14 protein-coding genes and 3 pseudogenes are annotated in these 16,588 nt (G+C 33.2%); 3 read left to right on the top strand and 14 right to left on the bottom strand.

Going from position 1 to position 16,588, the window contains the following annotated elements:
* Window positions 1-152, bottom strand: a pseudogene (locus A3I3_RS11300) (IS1182 family transposase); the annotation flags it as partial.
* Here A3I3_RS11300 and A3I3_RS11140 point away from each other — a divergent pair.
* Window positions 113-349 (top strand): hypothetical protein, encoded by a 237-nt coding sequence (locus A3I3_RS11140; protein ID WP_081617461.1) that lies wholly within the window; start codon window positions 113-115, stop codon window positions 347-349. The pseudogene A3I3_RS11300 and the gene A3I3_RS11140 sit on opposite strands and share 40 nt — an antisense overlap.
* Here the strand turns inward: A3I3_RS11140 and A3I3_RS10215 are convergent.
* The 13 genes and pseudogenes from A3I3_RS10215 to A3I3_RS0106975 all read right to left on the bottom strand — a co-directional run.
* Window positions 277-459 (bottom strand): annotated as a pseudogene (locus A3I3_RS10215) (virulence RhuM family protein); the annotation flags it as partial. The gene A3I3_RS11140 and the pseudogene A3I3_RS10215 overlap by 73 nt on opposite strands.
* Window positions 449-1,318 (bottom strand): annotated as a pseudogene (locus A3I3_RS10210) (type I restriction-modification system subunit M); the annotation flags it as partial. The pseudogenes A3I3_RS10210 and A3I3_RS10215, both read right to left, overlap by 11 nt.
* 83 nt (window positions 1,319-1,401) lie before the next feature.
* Complete coding sequence (locus A3I3_RS0107025) at window positions 1,402-2,895, bottom strand: recombinase family protein (protein WP_018372018.1); 1,494 nt, start codon at window positions 2,893-2,895, stop codon at window positions 1,402-1,404.
* Complete coding sequence (locus A3I3_RS0107020) at window positions 2,888-4,555, bottom strand: recombinase family protein (RefSeq protein WP_018372017.1); 1,668 nt, start codon at window positions 4,553-4,555, stop codon at window positions 2,888-2,890. Before A3I3_RS0107020 ends, A3I3_RS0107025 begins: the two co-directional genes overlap by 8 nt.
* Entirely contained in the window at window positions 4,555-6,219 is a 1,665-nt protein-coding gene (locus A3I3_RS0107015) for a recombinase family protein (RefSeq protein WP_018372016.1), read from the bottom strand. Before A3I3_RS0107015 ends, A3I3_RS0107020 begins: the two co-directional genes overlap by 1 nt.
* A 98-nt stretch (window positions 6,220-6,317) precedes the next feature.
* The gene (locus A3I3_RS10205) at window positions 6,318-6,473 is read right to left on the bottom strand and encodes a hypothetical protein (RefSeq protein ID WP_001035198.1); all 156 of its coding nucleotides are present in this window, start codon (window positions 6,471-6,473) and stop codon (window positions 6,318-6,320) included.
* 451 nt (window positions 6,474-6,924) lie between these two features.
* Entirely contained in the window at window positions 6,925-7,341 is a 417-nt protein-coding gene (locus A3I3_RS0107005) for a sigma factor-like helix-turn-helix DNA-binding protein (protein WP_018372014.1), read from the bottom strand.
* A gap of 250 nt (window positions 7,342-7,591) precedes the next feature.
* Window positions 7,592-8,176, bottom strand: a complete 585-nt coding sequence (locus A3I3_RS0107000; protein WP_018372013.1) for an MptD family putative ECF transporter S component — start codon at window positions 8,174-8,176, stop codon at window positions 7,592-7,594.
* A gap of 10 nt (window positions 8,177-8,186) precedes the next feature.
* Window positions 8,187-8,891 carry an energy-coupling factor transporter transmembrane component T gene (locus A3I3_RS0106995; RefSeq protein ID WP_018372012.1) on the bottom strand — a complete coding sequence of 235 codons (705 nt, stop codon included), beginning with the start codon at window positions 8,889-8,891 and terminating at the stop codon, window positions 8,187-8,189.
* Entirely contained in the window at window positions 8,881-10,398 is a 1,518-nt protein-coding gene (locus tag A3I3_RS0106990; RefSeq protein ID WP_018372011.1) for an ABC transporter ATP-binding protein, read from the bottom strand. The genes A3I3_RS0106995 and A3I3_RS0106990 overlap by 11 nt, the downstream gene beginning before the upstream one ends.
* Before the next feature lie 2 nt (window positions 10,399-10,400).
* Window positions 10,401-12,110, bottom strand: a complete 1,710-nt coding sequence (locus tag A3I3_RS0106985; RefSeq protein ID WP_018372010.1) for an ABC transporter ATP-binding protein — start codon at window positions 12,108-12,110, stop codon at window positions 10,401-10,403.
* Window positions 12,103-13,842 carry an ABC transporter ATP-binding protein gene (locus A3I3_RS0106980; RefSeq protein WP_018372009.1) on the bottom strand — a complete coding sequence of 580 codons (1,740 nt, stop codon included), beginning with the start codon at window positions 13,840-13,842 and terminating at the stop codon, window positions 12,103-12,105. The genes A3I3_RS0106985 and A3I3_RS0106980 overlap by 8 nt, the downstream gene beginning before the upstream one ends.
* A 103-nt stretch (window positions 13,843-13,945) precedes the next feature.
* Window positions 13,946-14,518 carry a TetR/AcrR family transcriptional regulator gene (locus A3I3_RS0106975; RefSeq protein WP_018372008.1) on the bottom strand — a complete coding sequence of 191 codons (573 nt, stop codon included), beginning with the start codon at window positions 14,516-14,518 and terminating at the stop codon, window positions 13,946-13,948.
* A gap of 304 nt (window positions 14,519-14,822) precedes the next feature.
* Between A3I3_RS0106975 and A3I3_RS0106970 the strand changes: the two genes are divergently transcribed.
* Entirely contained in the window at window positions 14,823-15,182 is a 360-nt protein-coding gene (locus A3I3_RS0106970) for a plasmid mobilization protein (protein WP_018372007.1), read from the top strand.
* Complete coding sequence (locus A3I3_RS0106965; protein ID WP_018372006.1) at window positions 15,183-16,496, top strand: relaxase/mobilization nuclease domain-containing protein; 1,314 nt, start codon at window positions 15,183-15,185, stop codon at window positions 16,494-16,496.
* Window positions 16,497-16,588 lie beyond the last annotated feature (92 nt).

Raw genomic sequence — 16,588 nt, 5'->3', positions numbered from 1 at the left:
GGGCGACCAAAGGCATGATAGAAGGCGTGGAAGTGACAATCCTCCAAAGTATTCACCACTTTTTCAATCGTAAAGACGAGATGGTCTTGTGGCAAGAAAGAACTGATTTCTAGTGGTAAAGTTGTTTGATTTGTGTTATAGTGAATATGCATGGGATAGCCTTTCTAAATGGTTTATTGTGCAATTCTATTTTACCAAGACTATCGCAACCATGCAAAAAAGCAACGGATTTGCCGTTGCTTTTTTTGGAGATAAGGGACTATTGTCCCAGGCTCTTGCCTCCTCTGTTAATTCTTTATCTGAAAAAATCGCTTTGATATGCTTAGAGATATTTTGCTTAGTGGTCTGAAAGAGCTCTGCCAACTCTTGCTGCGTCAGCCAAACGGTTCCATTATCCAGATGAAGCTCAATAGAGTCTTTCCCGTCTTCTGTCTTATAGATAATCACGTCATTGTCCATGCTGCAACTCCTCTACGATTTTGTCAATCTCTAACCGAAGTTTATCAATGTTTTGAACCGTAGCTGCGATTTCTTTATTTAAAACATCAATGTCAATTTTTTCCTTAGTGTCTTCTTTTTCGACATAAGTGGAAACAGATAAATTATAGTCGCTTTCTACAATCTTTTCATAAGGAACAGACTTTGCAAAGTATTCTTTAACTTCCTTTGTCTCAAACGTAGATAAAATCGTTTCAATATTTTCTTCCGTCAGAATATTATTATTTGTCGCTTTCTTAAATTCTTTGCTTGCATCAATAAAGAACGTGTCTGTTGAAGTTTTATTTTTAGCTAATACTAATATACAGGTCGCAATACTCGTCCCAAAGAAAAGATTATCAGGTAATTGAATAACCGCTTCAACAAAGTTATTATCAACCAGATATTTGCGAATCTTCTGCTCAGCGCCTCCCCGATAGAAAATTCCCGGAAAAGTAACGATTGCCGCACGTCCTCTGGAAGACAAGTAACTGAGACTATGCATGATAAAGGCAAAGTCAGCTTTTGATTTAGGCGCAAGAACTCCCGCAGGAGCAAAGCGATCATCATTGATTAAAGTTGGATCGTCACTTCCCACCCATTTAATAGAATAAGGCGGATTGGAAACAATGGCATCAAATGGCTTGTCATTCTTATGTTTAGGGTCTAACAGAGTATTTCCCCGCTCAATATTAAACTTATCATAGTTTATGTTATGCAAAAACATATTCATTCGAGCAAGATTATAAGTTGTCATATTGATTTCTTGTCCATAAAAACCATCTTCAATGATATGCTCTGTAAATTGCTTTTTAGCTTGCAAAAGAAGTGACCCCGACCCCTCTCGTGTCAAGCGACTGACACAAAATACATTGTCTATTTTTAGACAACAAAAAGAGAGCGATTTCTCACTCTCTCTTGCATCTATTTCCATATGATTTTTTGAACTATACTACCCTCACAGATAACTGACTCAACATACTTTTCCATAAGTTCTCGTGTAAGCTCATTATCTGTTACAACTTCTGCTTCATTAGAAGATAGTTTTATCTTTTCTTCCAGCCTGTCAATTTCATTATCTATCTGGTTTTTACTTTCTACAAACTTAGCTTTTGTCATTTTCCCAAGCTTATATTTTTCAAAATCAGACATCTTTTTTGCCTGAAGCTTTTCTATCTTTTTCTCTATATCTTTAATGCTTATTTTTTCTTTGGGCTTTACTTCTGCTTCACCATATTTCTCTTTAATAAGCGAAAGCACCTGTTCCTCTAATTTATCAACTCTTGAGTTTTTATGTTCTACATTATTACACTTGCAAATCCTACAATGAAAATACTTGTGTATTCTCATACTTCCATCTGGTCGCTTAAACTTTGATTGAGTAAGTCCAAGAATATGGTTACAAGTAGGACATCTTGCAAATCCTTGTAATGGCGATTTTGTCCTCCAAGGATAATCGGTATTCTTTCCTTTTAAGAAGCTATTCTTCTCTTTAATTTCTTGAACCTTATCAAACTCTTCTCTTGAGATAATAGCTTCATGATGATTATAAACTCTACCCCATTCTTCTTTAGGATTAAATTTAAAACTACCAGGAGTCAATAACGACTTTTCTTGCATATTGAAGACATAAGTGCCTGTGTAATTTTCATTGGATAAAATATCTACCACTGTACCATTTGTCCATGTTGGTGCATCTCTTGTATCTGATGACACTATGTTATATTCGTAATCCATACTGGTAAGTTCTTTTTTACGCTCGTTTGGTGTTGGTATATTCTCTTCATTCATAACTGCTGCAATCTTTCTTGATGCAAGTCCTGTAAGTGCTAAGTCATATACCTTCCTCACAATCCAAGCTGTCTTTTCATCGATAATGATGTTGTGCTTATCATCCGGATCTTTCATATAACCAAACGGTGGACTCCAAGCAAGAAACTTTCCTTGCTTCTTAAGTTCAGTAGTAACTGTCTTTACTTTCTGTGAAATATCTTTTGTATAGAAGTCATATAGCAAACCTTTAAACTGAATATCAAGGTCTGTTCCATTTCCTTTTTCCTTAGCACTATCGTAGCCATCATTAATTGCAATAAACCTAATGCCAAGAAAAGGGAATATATTCTCCAGATAATCACCAAGTGAAATGTAATCTCTCATAAACCTTGATAAGTCTTTTACAATGATGGCATTGATTTTACCATTCTTAACTTCTTCAAGCATTCTTTGAAAAGATGGTCTTTTCTCATTTGTTCCTGTGTATCCGTCATCAATATATTCTTCTCTTTGGAAACTTTTAAATTCATCATTTCTATCAAGAAAATCATTCAGGAAATACCTTTGATTGGTGATACTTTCGCTCTCATCCTTCTTCATCTGATCTTCTACAGATAATCTGATATAGAGTGCAATTTTACTCATCTTCCACACCTCCCATCAAACTATCCATATTAAATTTAAAGATTATTTCAAAGTTATGATTGCCATAGACAATTATCTTTTCCACTAAGCTATGAATTAAATCAGATGGTAATTTTTCAACCTTTTTTGCCGAAAATACGTCCTTAATCCACTTAGTAGATGTTTTCTTATCCCTTTCAAGGTCTTTTACAACCTTTTCAATAGCAATAACTTCATTATTGATTGTTGCAATATGGCTAAGAACAATCTCCCTTTTAAGGCTATATTCTTCTCTATCTATCTTGCCTAAGCTATATTCTTCATAAGCTTTTTGAATTAGGAATTCTTCCTTCTCCGTCTTAATTTTAAGCTTTGAAATATCTTCGTTTAGTTTACCTATGCTTTCAGAAAATCTTTTAGAAACTCTTTCTATTAGCTTTGCCTTACTTGTAGCCTTAGTAATAAACTCTGCTACCTTTTCAGACATTGCTTTATCAAGCTCTCTCTCCATAATAAATACTCTTACTTCGTTATCTATCTTGCCTGTACAAGTATCGTTTTGAAAAGAATAATAAAGCCTATCATGGTTTATCCCATAAATTCTGGTTCTTCGATAAAGTTCTTTACCTGTTGCATTATTGAAAATCAAGCCCTTATATCTATTCTCATAATCTCTTTGAAAGTTATGCATCTCTGCACCAAAAGCATTGTTCTTTAATCTATTTGCTCGCCCTTGCAGCACTTTTTCAAAGTCTTCTTTTGAGATAATAGGTTCATGAGCATTTTCATATATAATATGCTGGCTTTCATCTACAAATTGTTGCTTCATTCCTTTTGCAAGATTTTGTTGCTTAACGCCTTGCACCAAAGTTCCTGTATAAGTTCTATTAGTAAGCATTTTGGAAATAGTACCTTTATTCCACTGTGGATCTCCATCTTGTCTATAAATTCTACCTGTTTTGTAATAGACCATTCCTGTCGCATAGCCCATAGTATTAAAGTGCTTTGCAACCTCATATTGGCTTTTTCCTTCAAGTGTTAGTTGGAACATTTCTTCAACAATGGATCGAACATTCTCATCAACTTCTAACTTCTGTCCCTCTTTTAATTTCACTACCTTATATCCATAGGGCGGAACAGAACCAATAAAATATCCATTTCTTGCCCTATTATGTTTACTTGTCTTTATCTTTACAGAAATGTCTTTAGCATACATATCATTGACGATATTCTTAAGAGTTACTTCAAATGACTTCTTAGAGTCTAAATCCTTAACGGTATCAACCTTATCATTAACAGAAATAAACCTTACTCCCAAGAACGGAAATACCTTGTCTATGAGTCTTCCCATCTCAAGATATTCTCTTCCAAGTCTTGATAAGTCCCTTATGATAATACAATTAATTCTTCTTTCACGAATATCTTGCATCATCTCCTGAAACTGTGGTCTTTCAAAATTTGTCCCACTATATTCATAGTCTGTGTAAATATTTACGACTTTAATATTTTCCTTTAAAGCATACTCTTTACAACAAAGCACCTGTGTTTCGATAGACGATGATTTCTCACGCCACTCTTCTTTTCTTTCACTGGATAATCTTGTATATATTCCAGCTTTATAAAATACTTTTTGTGTTTGTTCTTCACTTTTTCTTATATATCTTTTGGAAGTCCTTGCCATTAACAAACACCTCCAATTGCAAGCTTAGGTTCAACTCTTTCTAAATGCTCACCAAATAACTTGCCCATTGATATTAGTCTTGCCTTATGTGTATCCTTAGCTTCGACCTTATCACTATCTACAATCGCTTGAAGCAGATTCACTGTTTCAATATTGTTGAAGACAAAGTTAATTGCATTATCCTCTCCAATCTCAATACGATCTATAAAAGACACTAAAGACAATCGATTCAGTTCACCATTTTCAGGATTAGGAACTATCTCAGAAACGAAACTACCTGTATCGTTTATCTTCATTTTCAGTTCATCTACGATATTTTGCTTTGTAATAATTTGTTTCTCAATTTCTCTAATCTTGATAAGATAATTTTTTCTAAATCGTTCAAATTCCTCAGTCGTAATAAGTTCTTCTTCTAAATCCATGTAAAGAGATTGTCTAAGTCTTTCATACTTTCTTTTTTCTACATTTAATGACTCAAAATCAACCTTTAATGTAAACTTTGAAATATCTATTTCGCTAACTTTTTTAAGTAGCTCATTGTACTTAGATAAATATTCATTTAGTGCATGAATAGTTGCGTGGGTAACATAATCTTCTTTTATGCTATGCCTTGAACACTCTCCAGCATTGTTATATTCAGAGCAAATATAGAAAATCTTGTCTCTTACTTTTCGCCTAATCATAGGACTTCCACAATCTTTGCAATAAAGCATCCCTGATAATATATATGGCTTATCTTTAGACTGTTTCACATCACGAAGTAGCATTTTGTTTGCAAGTGCAAAGATAGATTTTGAGACTATGCTTTCATGAGCATTTTCTATTGCAATCCAGTCTTCTTTTGAAACATCCACTTCATGCTTTGATTTATAATTTAACTTTGTGGTTTTTCCTTGTTCCAGGACACCAATATAAACCTTATTTGAAATAATACGGTTTACCATCTTAGCATCCCACTTTGCTTTTTTCACAACAAAACCAGTATTGAAGTTATCACCATTATTTTCCTTGTGCTTTGATGGTGTAACTGTTCCAATACTGTTTAGAAAGTCGGCAATAGCCTTTGAGGAATAACCCTCTATTTTCATATTAAATATTCGCTCAATGATATGAGCTACTTCTGTATCAACTACAAGCTGATGTTTGTTCTTATCATCTTTCTTATATCCAAAAGGAGCAAATGAACCAATAAACTCGCCATTCTTCCTTTTCACCTCTTTTGATGATTTCACTTTCATAGAAATATCTCGACAATAACTGTCATTGATAAAATTTCTAATTGGAAGTATTAAATGTGTATCACTAACATCTGCATTATCACTATCATAGTTATCATTTACAGATATGAAGCGAATACCTTTTTCAGGAAATATCTTTTGCAGATATTTCCCAGACTCAATATAATCTCTGCCAAAACGAGATAAGTCTTTTACCATAATGATAGAAAACTTTCCTTTATTCAGGTCATCAATCATATTCTTGAAATTTGGACGCTCAAAATTAGAACCACTATATCCATCATCTACATATTCATAAGATAGATCTATGTTCTTTTCTTTAGCGTAAGATTTGATTATTTGTCTTTGATTTGAAATAGAGTTACTTTCATTGCTATCTCCATCTTCTCTTGAAAGACGAAGATACATACACGCAGTATTTCTCATAACAATCCTCCTAAAATGATATTTTGGCAAATAGTCATTTCGGAAGATTACTTCTACCACCTATATTTTACCGCACCCTATTTCTCTTTGTCAGCCCCTCAAATTCTGACACAAGATTTACATAGATACATCTCAACAATATCAAGTAAATCAAGCTTTTCACTTTCGCTTGTAGAGTAGGTTATTTTCTTAGAATAATCATCTGCTATTTGCTTCTTATCCTTATCTTTCTTAACTTCTTTTTTCTTATTCATAGTCTTAACCTCACTATTTTTATAATAAGTTTTATGACATTGGTAGGTGCATTGGCTGCTACATTGGAATCTCACCACCGCCTCTTATTAAGACGAGCCGGCTTAAACTATTGAAGTATCATTATCACCATTTGCATCACAGAGATAGATTGCCACATCTATCCTTTATGTATTCCTATTTATCGCTCTTTTTCTTTTATCCTTGGCACTTACCAGTATTCATTTAAACCAATTTCTCAGCAGAAAAGTCTTGGCGTAGGTCATAATTCTCCACAAATGGATAACGTCCCACCTTGGTCTATTCAGTTGTCAAAGAACGATTGCCTAATGGCTGTAAGAGAGAGAATTCCTTTTAAATATCTTGAATTTTATTTCCTATCTTCTAAAAAATTAAAGAGGACAGATCTCCCTTCACTTTATAAAGGAAAATCTGCCCCATACTACAAGGTACTTAACCCAATAGCTCTTCCAAAAGTTTCTTTAACTTCTTCAAGATATTGTTTTTTCTCCACTGTATAGCTTGATAGCTCACTTTCTTTTCAGTTGCGACACTTGATAAAGTTTCATCATTGAAATACAAGCGTTCAATAATATCTCTTTCTTCTGCATTGAGCCTTGATATAGCATTTCTGACTGCTTCAATCATCATCTGTGTTTCAACAATCTTTTCTACATCAACACTTTCATCAATAATATTATCTACAAAGTGTCCGTCATGATCCAATGATGAAAAAAAGAGCAAGTGGTTTTTCTTGTCCACCTGCTCTAAATACTTTTCGTGTTCTTTTTCTCGCCAGTAGACTTTATATATCTGCTCGCTGACTTTAACCCTTTGTCCGTTGACATAAAGGTAATATTCTTTTGGCATTTTATTCCCTCCATTTCTTTTTTTGTCTGCGTTTTTAGACAAAAAAGGAGGACTCCTGCACATAGGCATAATAAGTCCTCTGAAATGAAAGAAACTTGCTCTTTCTCTATATTTTAAATTTGATTTTTTATGATAATTACCAGTATCAAAAAGGTCTATTGTTTTTTTCTATATGAATAACAGACCCTAAATAATACATAGCAATTACCTCCATTATTTAATCTATTTTTCCCTCACAAATAAAGATTGATTAAATCACTCCTGCTTTTTCAAAATGCTTTTTGAGTATCTTTGTTGCAACGAATGCTCCTATGCAAGCAAGAACAAAAGTTGTCAAACCAAAGCCTACTGCCCACGAAACTTTGAAATAAGATAATGCTTCATTTATTTGTGCTTCGCTCATTTTCCATTTTGATGCTCTTTCCACAAAAGAAGCTGTCCCGAATAAAATCACAGGAATTACTGTCCCTAAAAAATCTGCTAATGCAAATGTCCCATATCCAATAATCATTCGTCCCTTGCTCTCATAATTTCCTATAATCAAATCACATATAATTCCACCAATTACAGCAAAGACTGCATGAGGTAAATGTCCTCCCGACAATGCAATTAAACCAAGAAGCGTTCCTGATATTGTAAATACACCCTTCTTTTTAACTTTCACAGCCATAAGAATATAAACTGTAGCCGCTACCATAAAGCTAACTCCTGAAGCAATAAAGCCTCCAATAACTGTTGTTGCCATAGCAAATGCAACCGCCATGTATATGACAATTCCAATTGCATTAAAGATTCCGATTGTAATAAAATCACGACCATTTAATTTGTTTTTCATAAAAGTCCTCCTAATAAATTTTCTGTATTACTATCACAAGAGCAATCATCAAAGCTCCTAATAGTCCAATCAATAAATCTGCCCATCTAAACCGCAATTCTGTTAATGTTACCCTGTTCTCATCACTATCAAGTCCTCTAATGAGTGCTGAAGCTGACAATTCATCTGAAATCTTAATCATTCTCATTAAAAGCGGAACAAGTGTATATTCAATGTATTTAATTGGATGTAGCAACGGGAAAAATCTACTTGTTACGATTCCTCGAATCTTCATATTCTCTTTTAATGCCTTGAGTTCTATTTTTATAGTTGGTACAAACCTAAGCAAAACACTAAAAGGTATACCAATGCTTCTTGGTACTTTCATTCTATTTAATGCTTCAAGCATTTCACTTACACTTGTAGTCTTTGTTATATATCCACCAAACATAGCAATTAAGGTCATCCTTGATGCAAAGTAAATAAACATATATATTGCAAATACGATGCTTGCTTCACAAAACTTTCCAAGCCCTAACTCTACGCAATATAAAAGCACAAAAAACAAGATAAAGCGTAACGCTCTTTTCCACATACCGCTGTATGCATACAGAAAAAAGGCAAAGACAATCAGTCCAAAAAGTAAAATTGTATCGCTTATAAAAAAGCTGGTAAATCCAACAATTGGAAGTAGAGTAAGTTTTATTCTCGGATCTATGGTTTTTCTATCTGCCAAGCTCTCTACCTCCTCTCATCTTGTCTAATATGAGCAATTTATTCCTTTCGCTCATATTCAAAACAGTTTCTATTTTTCCATCTCCCATTACCCAGAGCTTGCTCACTGTGTTTGCTAAAAACTCAAAATCATGACTTATCACCAAAACTGTTGTCCCATTTTTTAATTGTTCTTCAATCAATTTTGCCACTGAAAGCATTGAGTCTTTATCACAACCTGATGTTGGTTCATCATAGATAAAAACTTTTGCCTGTTTCATCATTCCACAAGCTATTGTCAGTCTTTGTTTTTCTCCTCTTGATAAAGCAAACGGATGCTTGTCTATATATTTATCTAAGCCAAGTACATTCAAAATAAACTTTGCCTTTTGGGTATTTTCTTTTTTATTTTTACTTGAAATACCAAGTAGCATTTCATCAAGTACACTTTCCGAAAACAACTGATAGTCTGAATCTTGAAAGACAAAATATGACATATCCATTAAATCTTTGTGATTAAGCGACTTATCTTTTCCCGCCCATATTGTCCCCTCTTTTATCTTCTCAAGTCCTGAAAGCACTCTTGCAAAGGTAGTTTTCCCAGTACCATTTAAGCCGATAAGACCAATGGCTTTTCCGCACTCCATATTGAAATCAAGATGATTTAAAATGTACTGTTTTTGCTTCTTTCCATTCTTAGCTACATTCGAATAGCAAAATTTCAAGTCTTTTCCGCTGATACTTTCATCCTTTAATTGATATGAATCTTTCTTCTCACTTATCCTGTATTCTTCTAATTCAAGAGTTCTTAGTCCATTCTCATCCCAAAACTCCCCTTCAAGATGAATAACTTCTTCCCGACTCAAGTCCAGTGCAATTTCTCCATCTTTCACCAAAAGAAAACGGTCAAATAAAGATTTTACATAGTACAAACGATGTTCAATTAGAACAACTGTTGTTCCTTTTTTCTTTAATTTTTCCAAAATTAAAAATAGGTCAAATGTTGCTTTCATATCCAAATTTGCTGAAGGTTCATCTAAAATTAAAACTTTCGGATTCATCGCATAGATACTTGCAATAGCTATCTTTTGTTTCTGTCCGCTTGATAATTCAAAAACAGATTTTCCTTTCAGTTCCTCAATATCCAGTTCTGCATATACTTCTTCTACTCTCTGTTTTATTTCATCTCTTGATTTGCAGATGGTTTGAAGCCCAAAAGCTATTTCTTCATCTGTCGTTGTCGTAAAAAATTGACTTCTTGGATCTTGAAATACAGTCCCTACAATATGCCCTATTTCATGAAGCGATAACTTGCTTATATCTTTTCCGGACGCAAAGGCTTCCCCCTGCATTTTGCCTTTGTAATAATGTGGAATAAGACCATTCATCACACTTCCAAGAGTGCTTTTACCACTTCCACTTTTCCCTGAAATTAAAACAAATTCACCTTTTCCAATTTCAAGATTGACATTTTTTAAAGCAGTTCGTCCATCTTCCCATTCATAATAAACATTTTTTAGCAAAATCATGGTTATACCTCATACTGAGCTTTCCATAATTTTGTGTAGTAACCATTTTTTGCAAGAAGTTCGCCATGCTTTCCTTTTTCAAGTAAATTTCCTTTTTGAAATACGAGAATTTGGTCAGCTTTTTGAATTGTTTTTAAATGATGAGCCACTACAAGTACGGTTCTATTCTTTGCAAGTTCTGTAATCGCATCTTGTATCAAAGATTCATTTACAGGATCAACATTACTTGTCATTTCATCAAGAATTAAAATCGGTGCATCTTTTAGAAAAGCCCTTGCAATAGAGATTCTTTGTCTTTGTCCACCTGAAAGAAGCCCACCATTTTCTCCAATATCAGTTTCATAACCTTTTGGTAAACTCATAATGAAATCATGTATCCTTGCCTTCTTTGCAGCTTTAATGATTTCCTCTTTTGTAGCTCCTTTTTTACCTACTCTGATATTTTCTTCAATCGTGTTATCAAACAATTGAACATTCTGCATGACAATACTGATACGATCTAAAAGCTCATCATAAGGAATATCCCTTATATCAGTTCCTCCGAGTGTAATTTCCCCTTTATGCACATCATAAAATCTCAGAAGTAAGTTTGTTATCGTAGTCTTTCCACTACCTGATTCTCCAACTAAGGCTGTCATTGTTTTTTCAGCAATAGAAAAGCTCAATTTTTCCATTTTAAATTCATCTTTTTCATAGGAAAAATCTATGTTTTCAAAAGCTATATCATTATCTTTCGGAACAATTCCATTCACTTTATCCGGGATTACATCTGCATATAAAATTCTTGAAAGTCTTTCGTAACTATCTACCGCCGAAACATAGTACATATAGTGTTGTTCCATAGAAGCGAACGGCTTATAAAACTCTTTTGAAATTACCGCAAAGATAATAAAATTAAGCACATCGAGATTTCCCTTTATAACAAGTATTGCTCCAGAGGTTAAAAGAACTAAATATCCAATATCCAGTAAAAAACCAAATATAGATAACTGTTTTGCCTTGAATCTTGAAGCTGCTTTGCTTGTTTCTCCAAACTTTTTTGTCTTATTCATAAGCTCATTATCCAAGCTCTTATTGTTTGAAAAACTCTTTAGTACAGGTATTCCTCTAACATATTCAACAAATAAGCTAACCATATCAAGAAGTGCTGAATTATTCTGATTCTCTATTCTTTCAGATTGCTTAATTGTCAGATATAGAAAGACAAGTGCAATCGGGACAGATACAGCCATTAGAATAGCAAGTTTTAAATCAATACTTGCAAGACCAATAAATACAACCGCACCTATCAAAAAATCACCAAACATTCTCGACCACATGTGTCCTACAACAAGGGACATATTATCAACATCTTTGTGTAAAATTGTATTGATCTCGCCCAGCCTTTCGTTGGTATAAAATCCCAAGCTGAATTTTTTCAATTTAATAATCATGCGTTCTCTGATTTGCTGAACAATATCAAAACCTGCACTATGTTTTTTCATATCTGCAACCATATTACAAATGCCTTTGAATACTACAAGTAATCCAATTGCAATAAAACCTTTATATAAACTTGCTAAACTCGTCCCATCATATATCTGAAAAAGTATAGAAAATACGATAACAATCATGGCTATGGAGCTTAGTCCATAAAGGGCAAAGAATACACTTGATATAATCAAATCTCTCTTGCCAGTTTTTGTAAGTAGTTTTAACATTTCTCTAAACATTTTCTGTTACCACCTCTTTCAAATTCCATCTATCTACCTTGTTCTGTGCTTCAACCATATCCTTATAAAAATCACATCTTTTCATCAGCTCTTCATGGCTTCCTGCATCAAGAACAACACCCTTATCCATAACAATAATTTGGTCTGAATCTCTAATCGTATTTAGATGATGAGCAATTGTAATGATGGTTTTATCCTTGCTTAAATCGTCAATTGCTTCGCCGATAAGTCTTTCATTTTCACTATCAACAGCTGCCATTGCTTCATCTAATATTAAAATCGGTGCATTTTTAAGTATCATTCTTGCTATAGAGATTCTTTGTTTTTCTCCACCGGATAACTTAACTCCCATTTCACCTACTCGTGTTTCATATCCATTTGGCAATGCTGAAATAAAATCATGGCATCTTGCTTTTTTAGCAGCTTCTATGACTTCTTCTTTTGTTGCATTTAGTTTTCCAATTGCTATATTTTCAAAAATACTTAAATCAAAAAGGATAACTTCTTGTTGCACACTACCAATCAGCATTGAGATATTTTCTTGACTATATTCTTTTATATCTTTTTCATTTATCAGTATTTGTCCTTCATCTGCATCCCAAAATCCCATAAGCAAATTAGATACCGTACTCTTTCCACAACCGCTTGCTCCTACAAAGGCATTCAAGCTATTTTTCTTAAAAGTTAAATTGATATTTTTTAGCTCAAAGCTATCTTTTCCGTATGCAAAATTCACATCTTTAAATTCTATGTTTCCAAATTCTAAACCTTGTTCTGTCTTTTTGTTTGGAAGTGGAACTGTTAATACTTTTCCTATCGCCTTTAATGCTTCCTTAAACACAATAGAAAAATGTTGCAATGTAGCTGTCTTACTTATAGATGCAGTAAAAGCAGACGATAAAATAATGGCAAGGATAAAATTAGGCGTTGTAATATTTCCATGATAAAGAAATATGCTTCCCAAAATCATGACAATAACCACTCCAATTTCCATAAATATGTCAATGAGTCCCATTGGAATTGTGATTGCTCCCATACTCTTTTTAACCCAGTAAATATATTCTCTTGCCGTTTTTAATGTTCTTTCACTAATTTCCTCTTCTTTAGCAAAAGCCTTAATCACAGAAATATTTTTTACATATTCCATTAGCTCTTCTCTCATTCTGTTTTCATGATTGAAGTAAATCGTAAAGTTTTTATCCATTGTTTTCTGAGAAAGAACTTTTACCAAATACATAAGTGGAACTCCGGCAATCATTCCAAGAGCAAGACGCCAGTCTACAAAAATCATAGCTACAAAAATAATTGTAGGTAGAAGCGTAACTGCCATTATTTCAGGAAGACCATGGGCAAGGTATACTTCCACTTGCTCTACATCATGCTGAACAATGTTGGTAAGCTCCCCAGTATTATGTTCTTTGAAAAATCCTAAACTCAGTTTTTTTAGATGACCGATAATATCTAACCTAAGTTCTGTCAGTTTTTCATAGGCTTTTTCATGAGCAACCTTTGTTGCAAAATAGTAAAACACGCCTTTTAATACAAACGATATAAAGATTCCCAAGAATATATACTTTAAATTACCTTCGTTAATATTGTTTGTGATTAAAGAACTAATCAAATATACAAGTAAGATTTGTGGTATCAAATCAAATACTATTTTTAAAGCAAGAAGTGAATTGGATAACCCATTTTTCCCAATCACTTTTTTCCTTAATTCTTTTTCCGGCATGAACAACTCTCCTTTCAAAATTGAATAATATTGAATTTTAGTTCAGTATTAAGATTTAAAGTAAGACTTTGCTGATTACACAAAGTCTGTTTTTTAGTGCTGATTATAGGGATTCCACTCCCTTGTAATAACACCTTGCAATAAGTTTTAGCATATCTTTTGCCCACTTTTCACTTTGATAATGCCTTGCTATTTCAAGAAGTCCCTCTGTAAAGTTACTGGCTAAAATATGGGCAAGCATTGGATCATATTCCTGTTTCGATTGTCTTTTTAAACTTACTTCAATATGAACCTGCATTTGCGATATGAGTTTTTGTTTTGCTTCTGTATGCTTTGTACCTGAGCTTTTATCCATTAAAATAATTAACTTCTTACGCTCTTTTAAAAGTTCATGAATATAATTTTCTCCGACTTCATCAAACCTTTCAGAAGCAGAACCTTTTTCCAAAGACTCCTCCTCATCAAAGGCTGACTCGAAATTTATATAAACTGAACTTACTACTGCATCAAACAAAACTTCCTTGTTTTTGAAATAGGTATATATTAGTGCCACAGGTATATCTGCTTCTTTTGCAATTTCTGTTAATTTGGCACCTCTATAGTCCTTTTCATAAAATACTTTTTTTGCTGCTTCAAGTATTCTATTTCTAACTTCCTCTTTTAATACTTGTGCCATAGCACACCTCTTTCTATTTCAATACTGAATTTATATTTAATAATAAATCAAAATTCAGTATTTGTCAAGATAGCTGTAGAAAAACCACTACTTTTGTGTTATAATTTATTTAATATCTAAAACTTGCTTAACGCTTGTATTACAAATCATTCTTTTGTAGCTTTTGTAGCAAGCACAGTAAGTGTGTACCCACTTACGAAAAATCGATGAAGCAACCCCTCGTGGAGTTGCTTCTTTTTTTATCAATTTTAGCTTGTTAGGGAGTACCCTAAGACCCCAGATTTTATGAAAGGAAGTAACAAATATGGCAAATAGAATTAGAAATATTCAGCTGAAAATAAACTTAACAGAAGAAGAAAAAGCACTTTTCAAAAAGAAAATGAAGATGGCAAAGTGTAAAACAATGAACCATTTTTTAAGAAAAGTGGTATCTGAATCAGATATTTATGTTGTCGATTTACAGCCCTTTAGGGAAATACAAGGATTACTTTTTCGATACGCAAGTAGCGTAAATCAAATTGCTAAACGAGTTAATTCGACTGGTGCTATCTATAGCGATGACATTAAAGATATGCAAAATCAGATTGAACATTTATCAAAAGAGATATGGCAAATCCATTCCCTACTGCTCAATAAAACTACCAATAAAGGAGATGACATATAAATGGCAATTACAAAGATACATCCAATTAAATCTACTCTTAATCTTGCTATTGCTTATATAACAAATGAAGAAAAGACAGATGAAAAAATATTGGTAAGCACAAATAAGTGCTTCGCTTCTACCGCTCATACTTCTTTTCTAAAGACAAGAGAAGATAACAAAGTGAGTGGCTCTGTCCTTGCAAGACACCTCATTCAATCATTTATGCCTGGTGAAGCTACGCCAGAAATAGCACATCAAATCGGAATGGAACTTTGCAAGAGAATACTTAAGGATCAGTACGAGTTCGTACTTACTACCCATATAGATAAAGGGCATATCCATAACCATATCATCTTCAATAATGTAAATATGGTTACAGGCAAGTGCTACCAATCCAACAAGAGAAGTTATCATCAAATTAGGTATCAAAGTGATAAACTATGCAAAGAAAACAACCTATCTGTTATTGATGAGTTCTATGAAACTTATAGAAAGAAATATAAGACTAATGGTAAGTCATGGTATGAAAATGACCAATTTAAGAAAGGTACTTCTTGGAAAAGTAAGCTTCAATTTGATATAGATAGAGCTATTAAACAATCCAACGATTGGGATGATTTTATAAAGAGAATGGCTGCCCTTGATTATGAAATTAAGTACGGAAAACACATTGCATTTAGGCACAAGGACAAAGAACGATTTACAAGAGCTAAGACTATTGGAGAAGATTATACTGAGGATAGATTAAAAGAGCGTATCTTAGATAATACTAATCAAAGAACATATACTGTCAAAAAACGTGTAGGAAATATTATAGATATTGCAAATAATGAAAAGATAAAATCAAGTAAAGGTTATGAGTATTGGGCTACAAAACATAATTTAAAAACTGCAGCCGATACTGTACTTTTGATGCGTGAAAAAGGATTTAAGTCTATCTCTCAACTTGATGAATACATCAAAGAAAGTGCATTCAAAAGACAAAATCTACAAGATGAAATCAAAGTTATTGATAACAAAATTTCAACTCTATCAAATACTATGGAACAAGTTCATACTGTAAAATTGTATCGCCAAATCTATCTGGAATATAAGAAAGATCCATCTGATACGGCTTTTTTTGAAGAACATAAATCAGAAATAACACTCTATGAAAATGCCCTTTCAGACCTAAAAAAATCTTACTCAAAACTTCCAAATTCGAAATATATTTTGAAAGAACTTGATTCATTGCATGAAAAAAAGAATACCCTAATGCAAGAGTATTCTGGCTCTATAATTTCTGTAGTGGGTAAAATCACTTTAGGAATTATGGAGCCTATTTTGTTGTAGAAAAAAAGTCCCATAAGACCTATAATGAAAAGCGATCAAACCATCATTAGAAAGAATCTTATGGAACAATTAAATTTTATCACAAACTTACT

The organism is Streptococcus massiliensis DSM 18628, from assembly GCF_000380065.1.
Lineage (GTDB): Bacteria > Bacillota > Bacilli > Lactobacillales > Streptococcaceae > Streptococcus > Streptococcus massiliensis.
The sequence above is the reverse complement of the archived record's forward strand: the minus strand, read 5'-3'. Positions and strand labels throughout refer to the sequence as shown.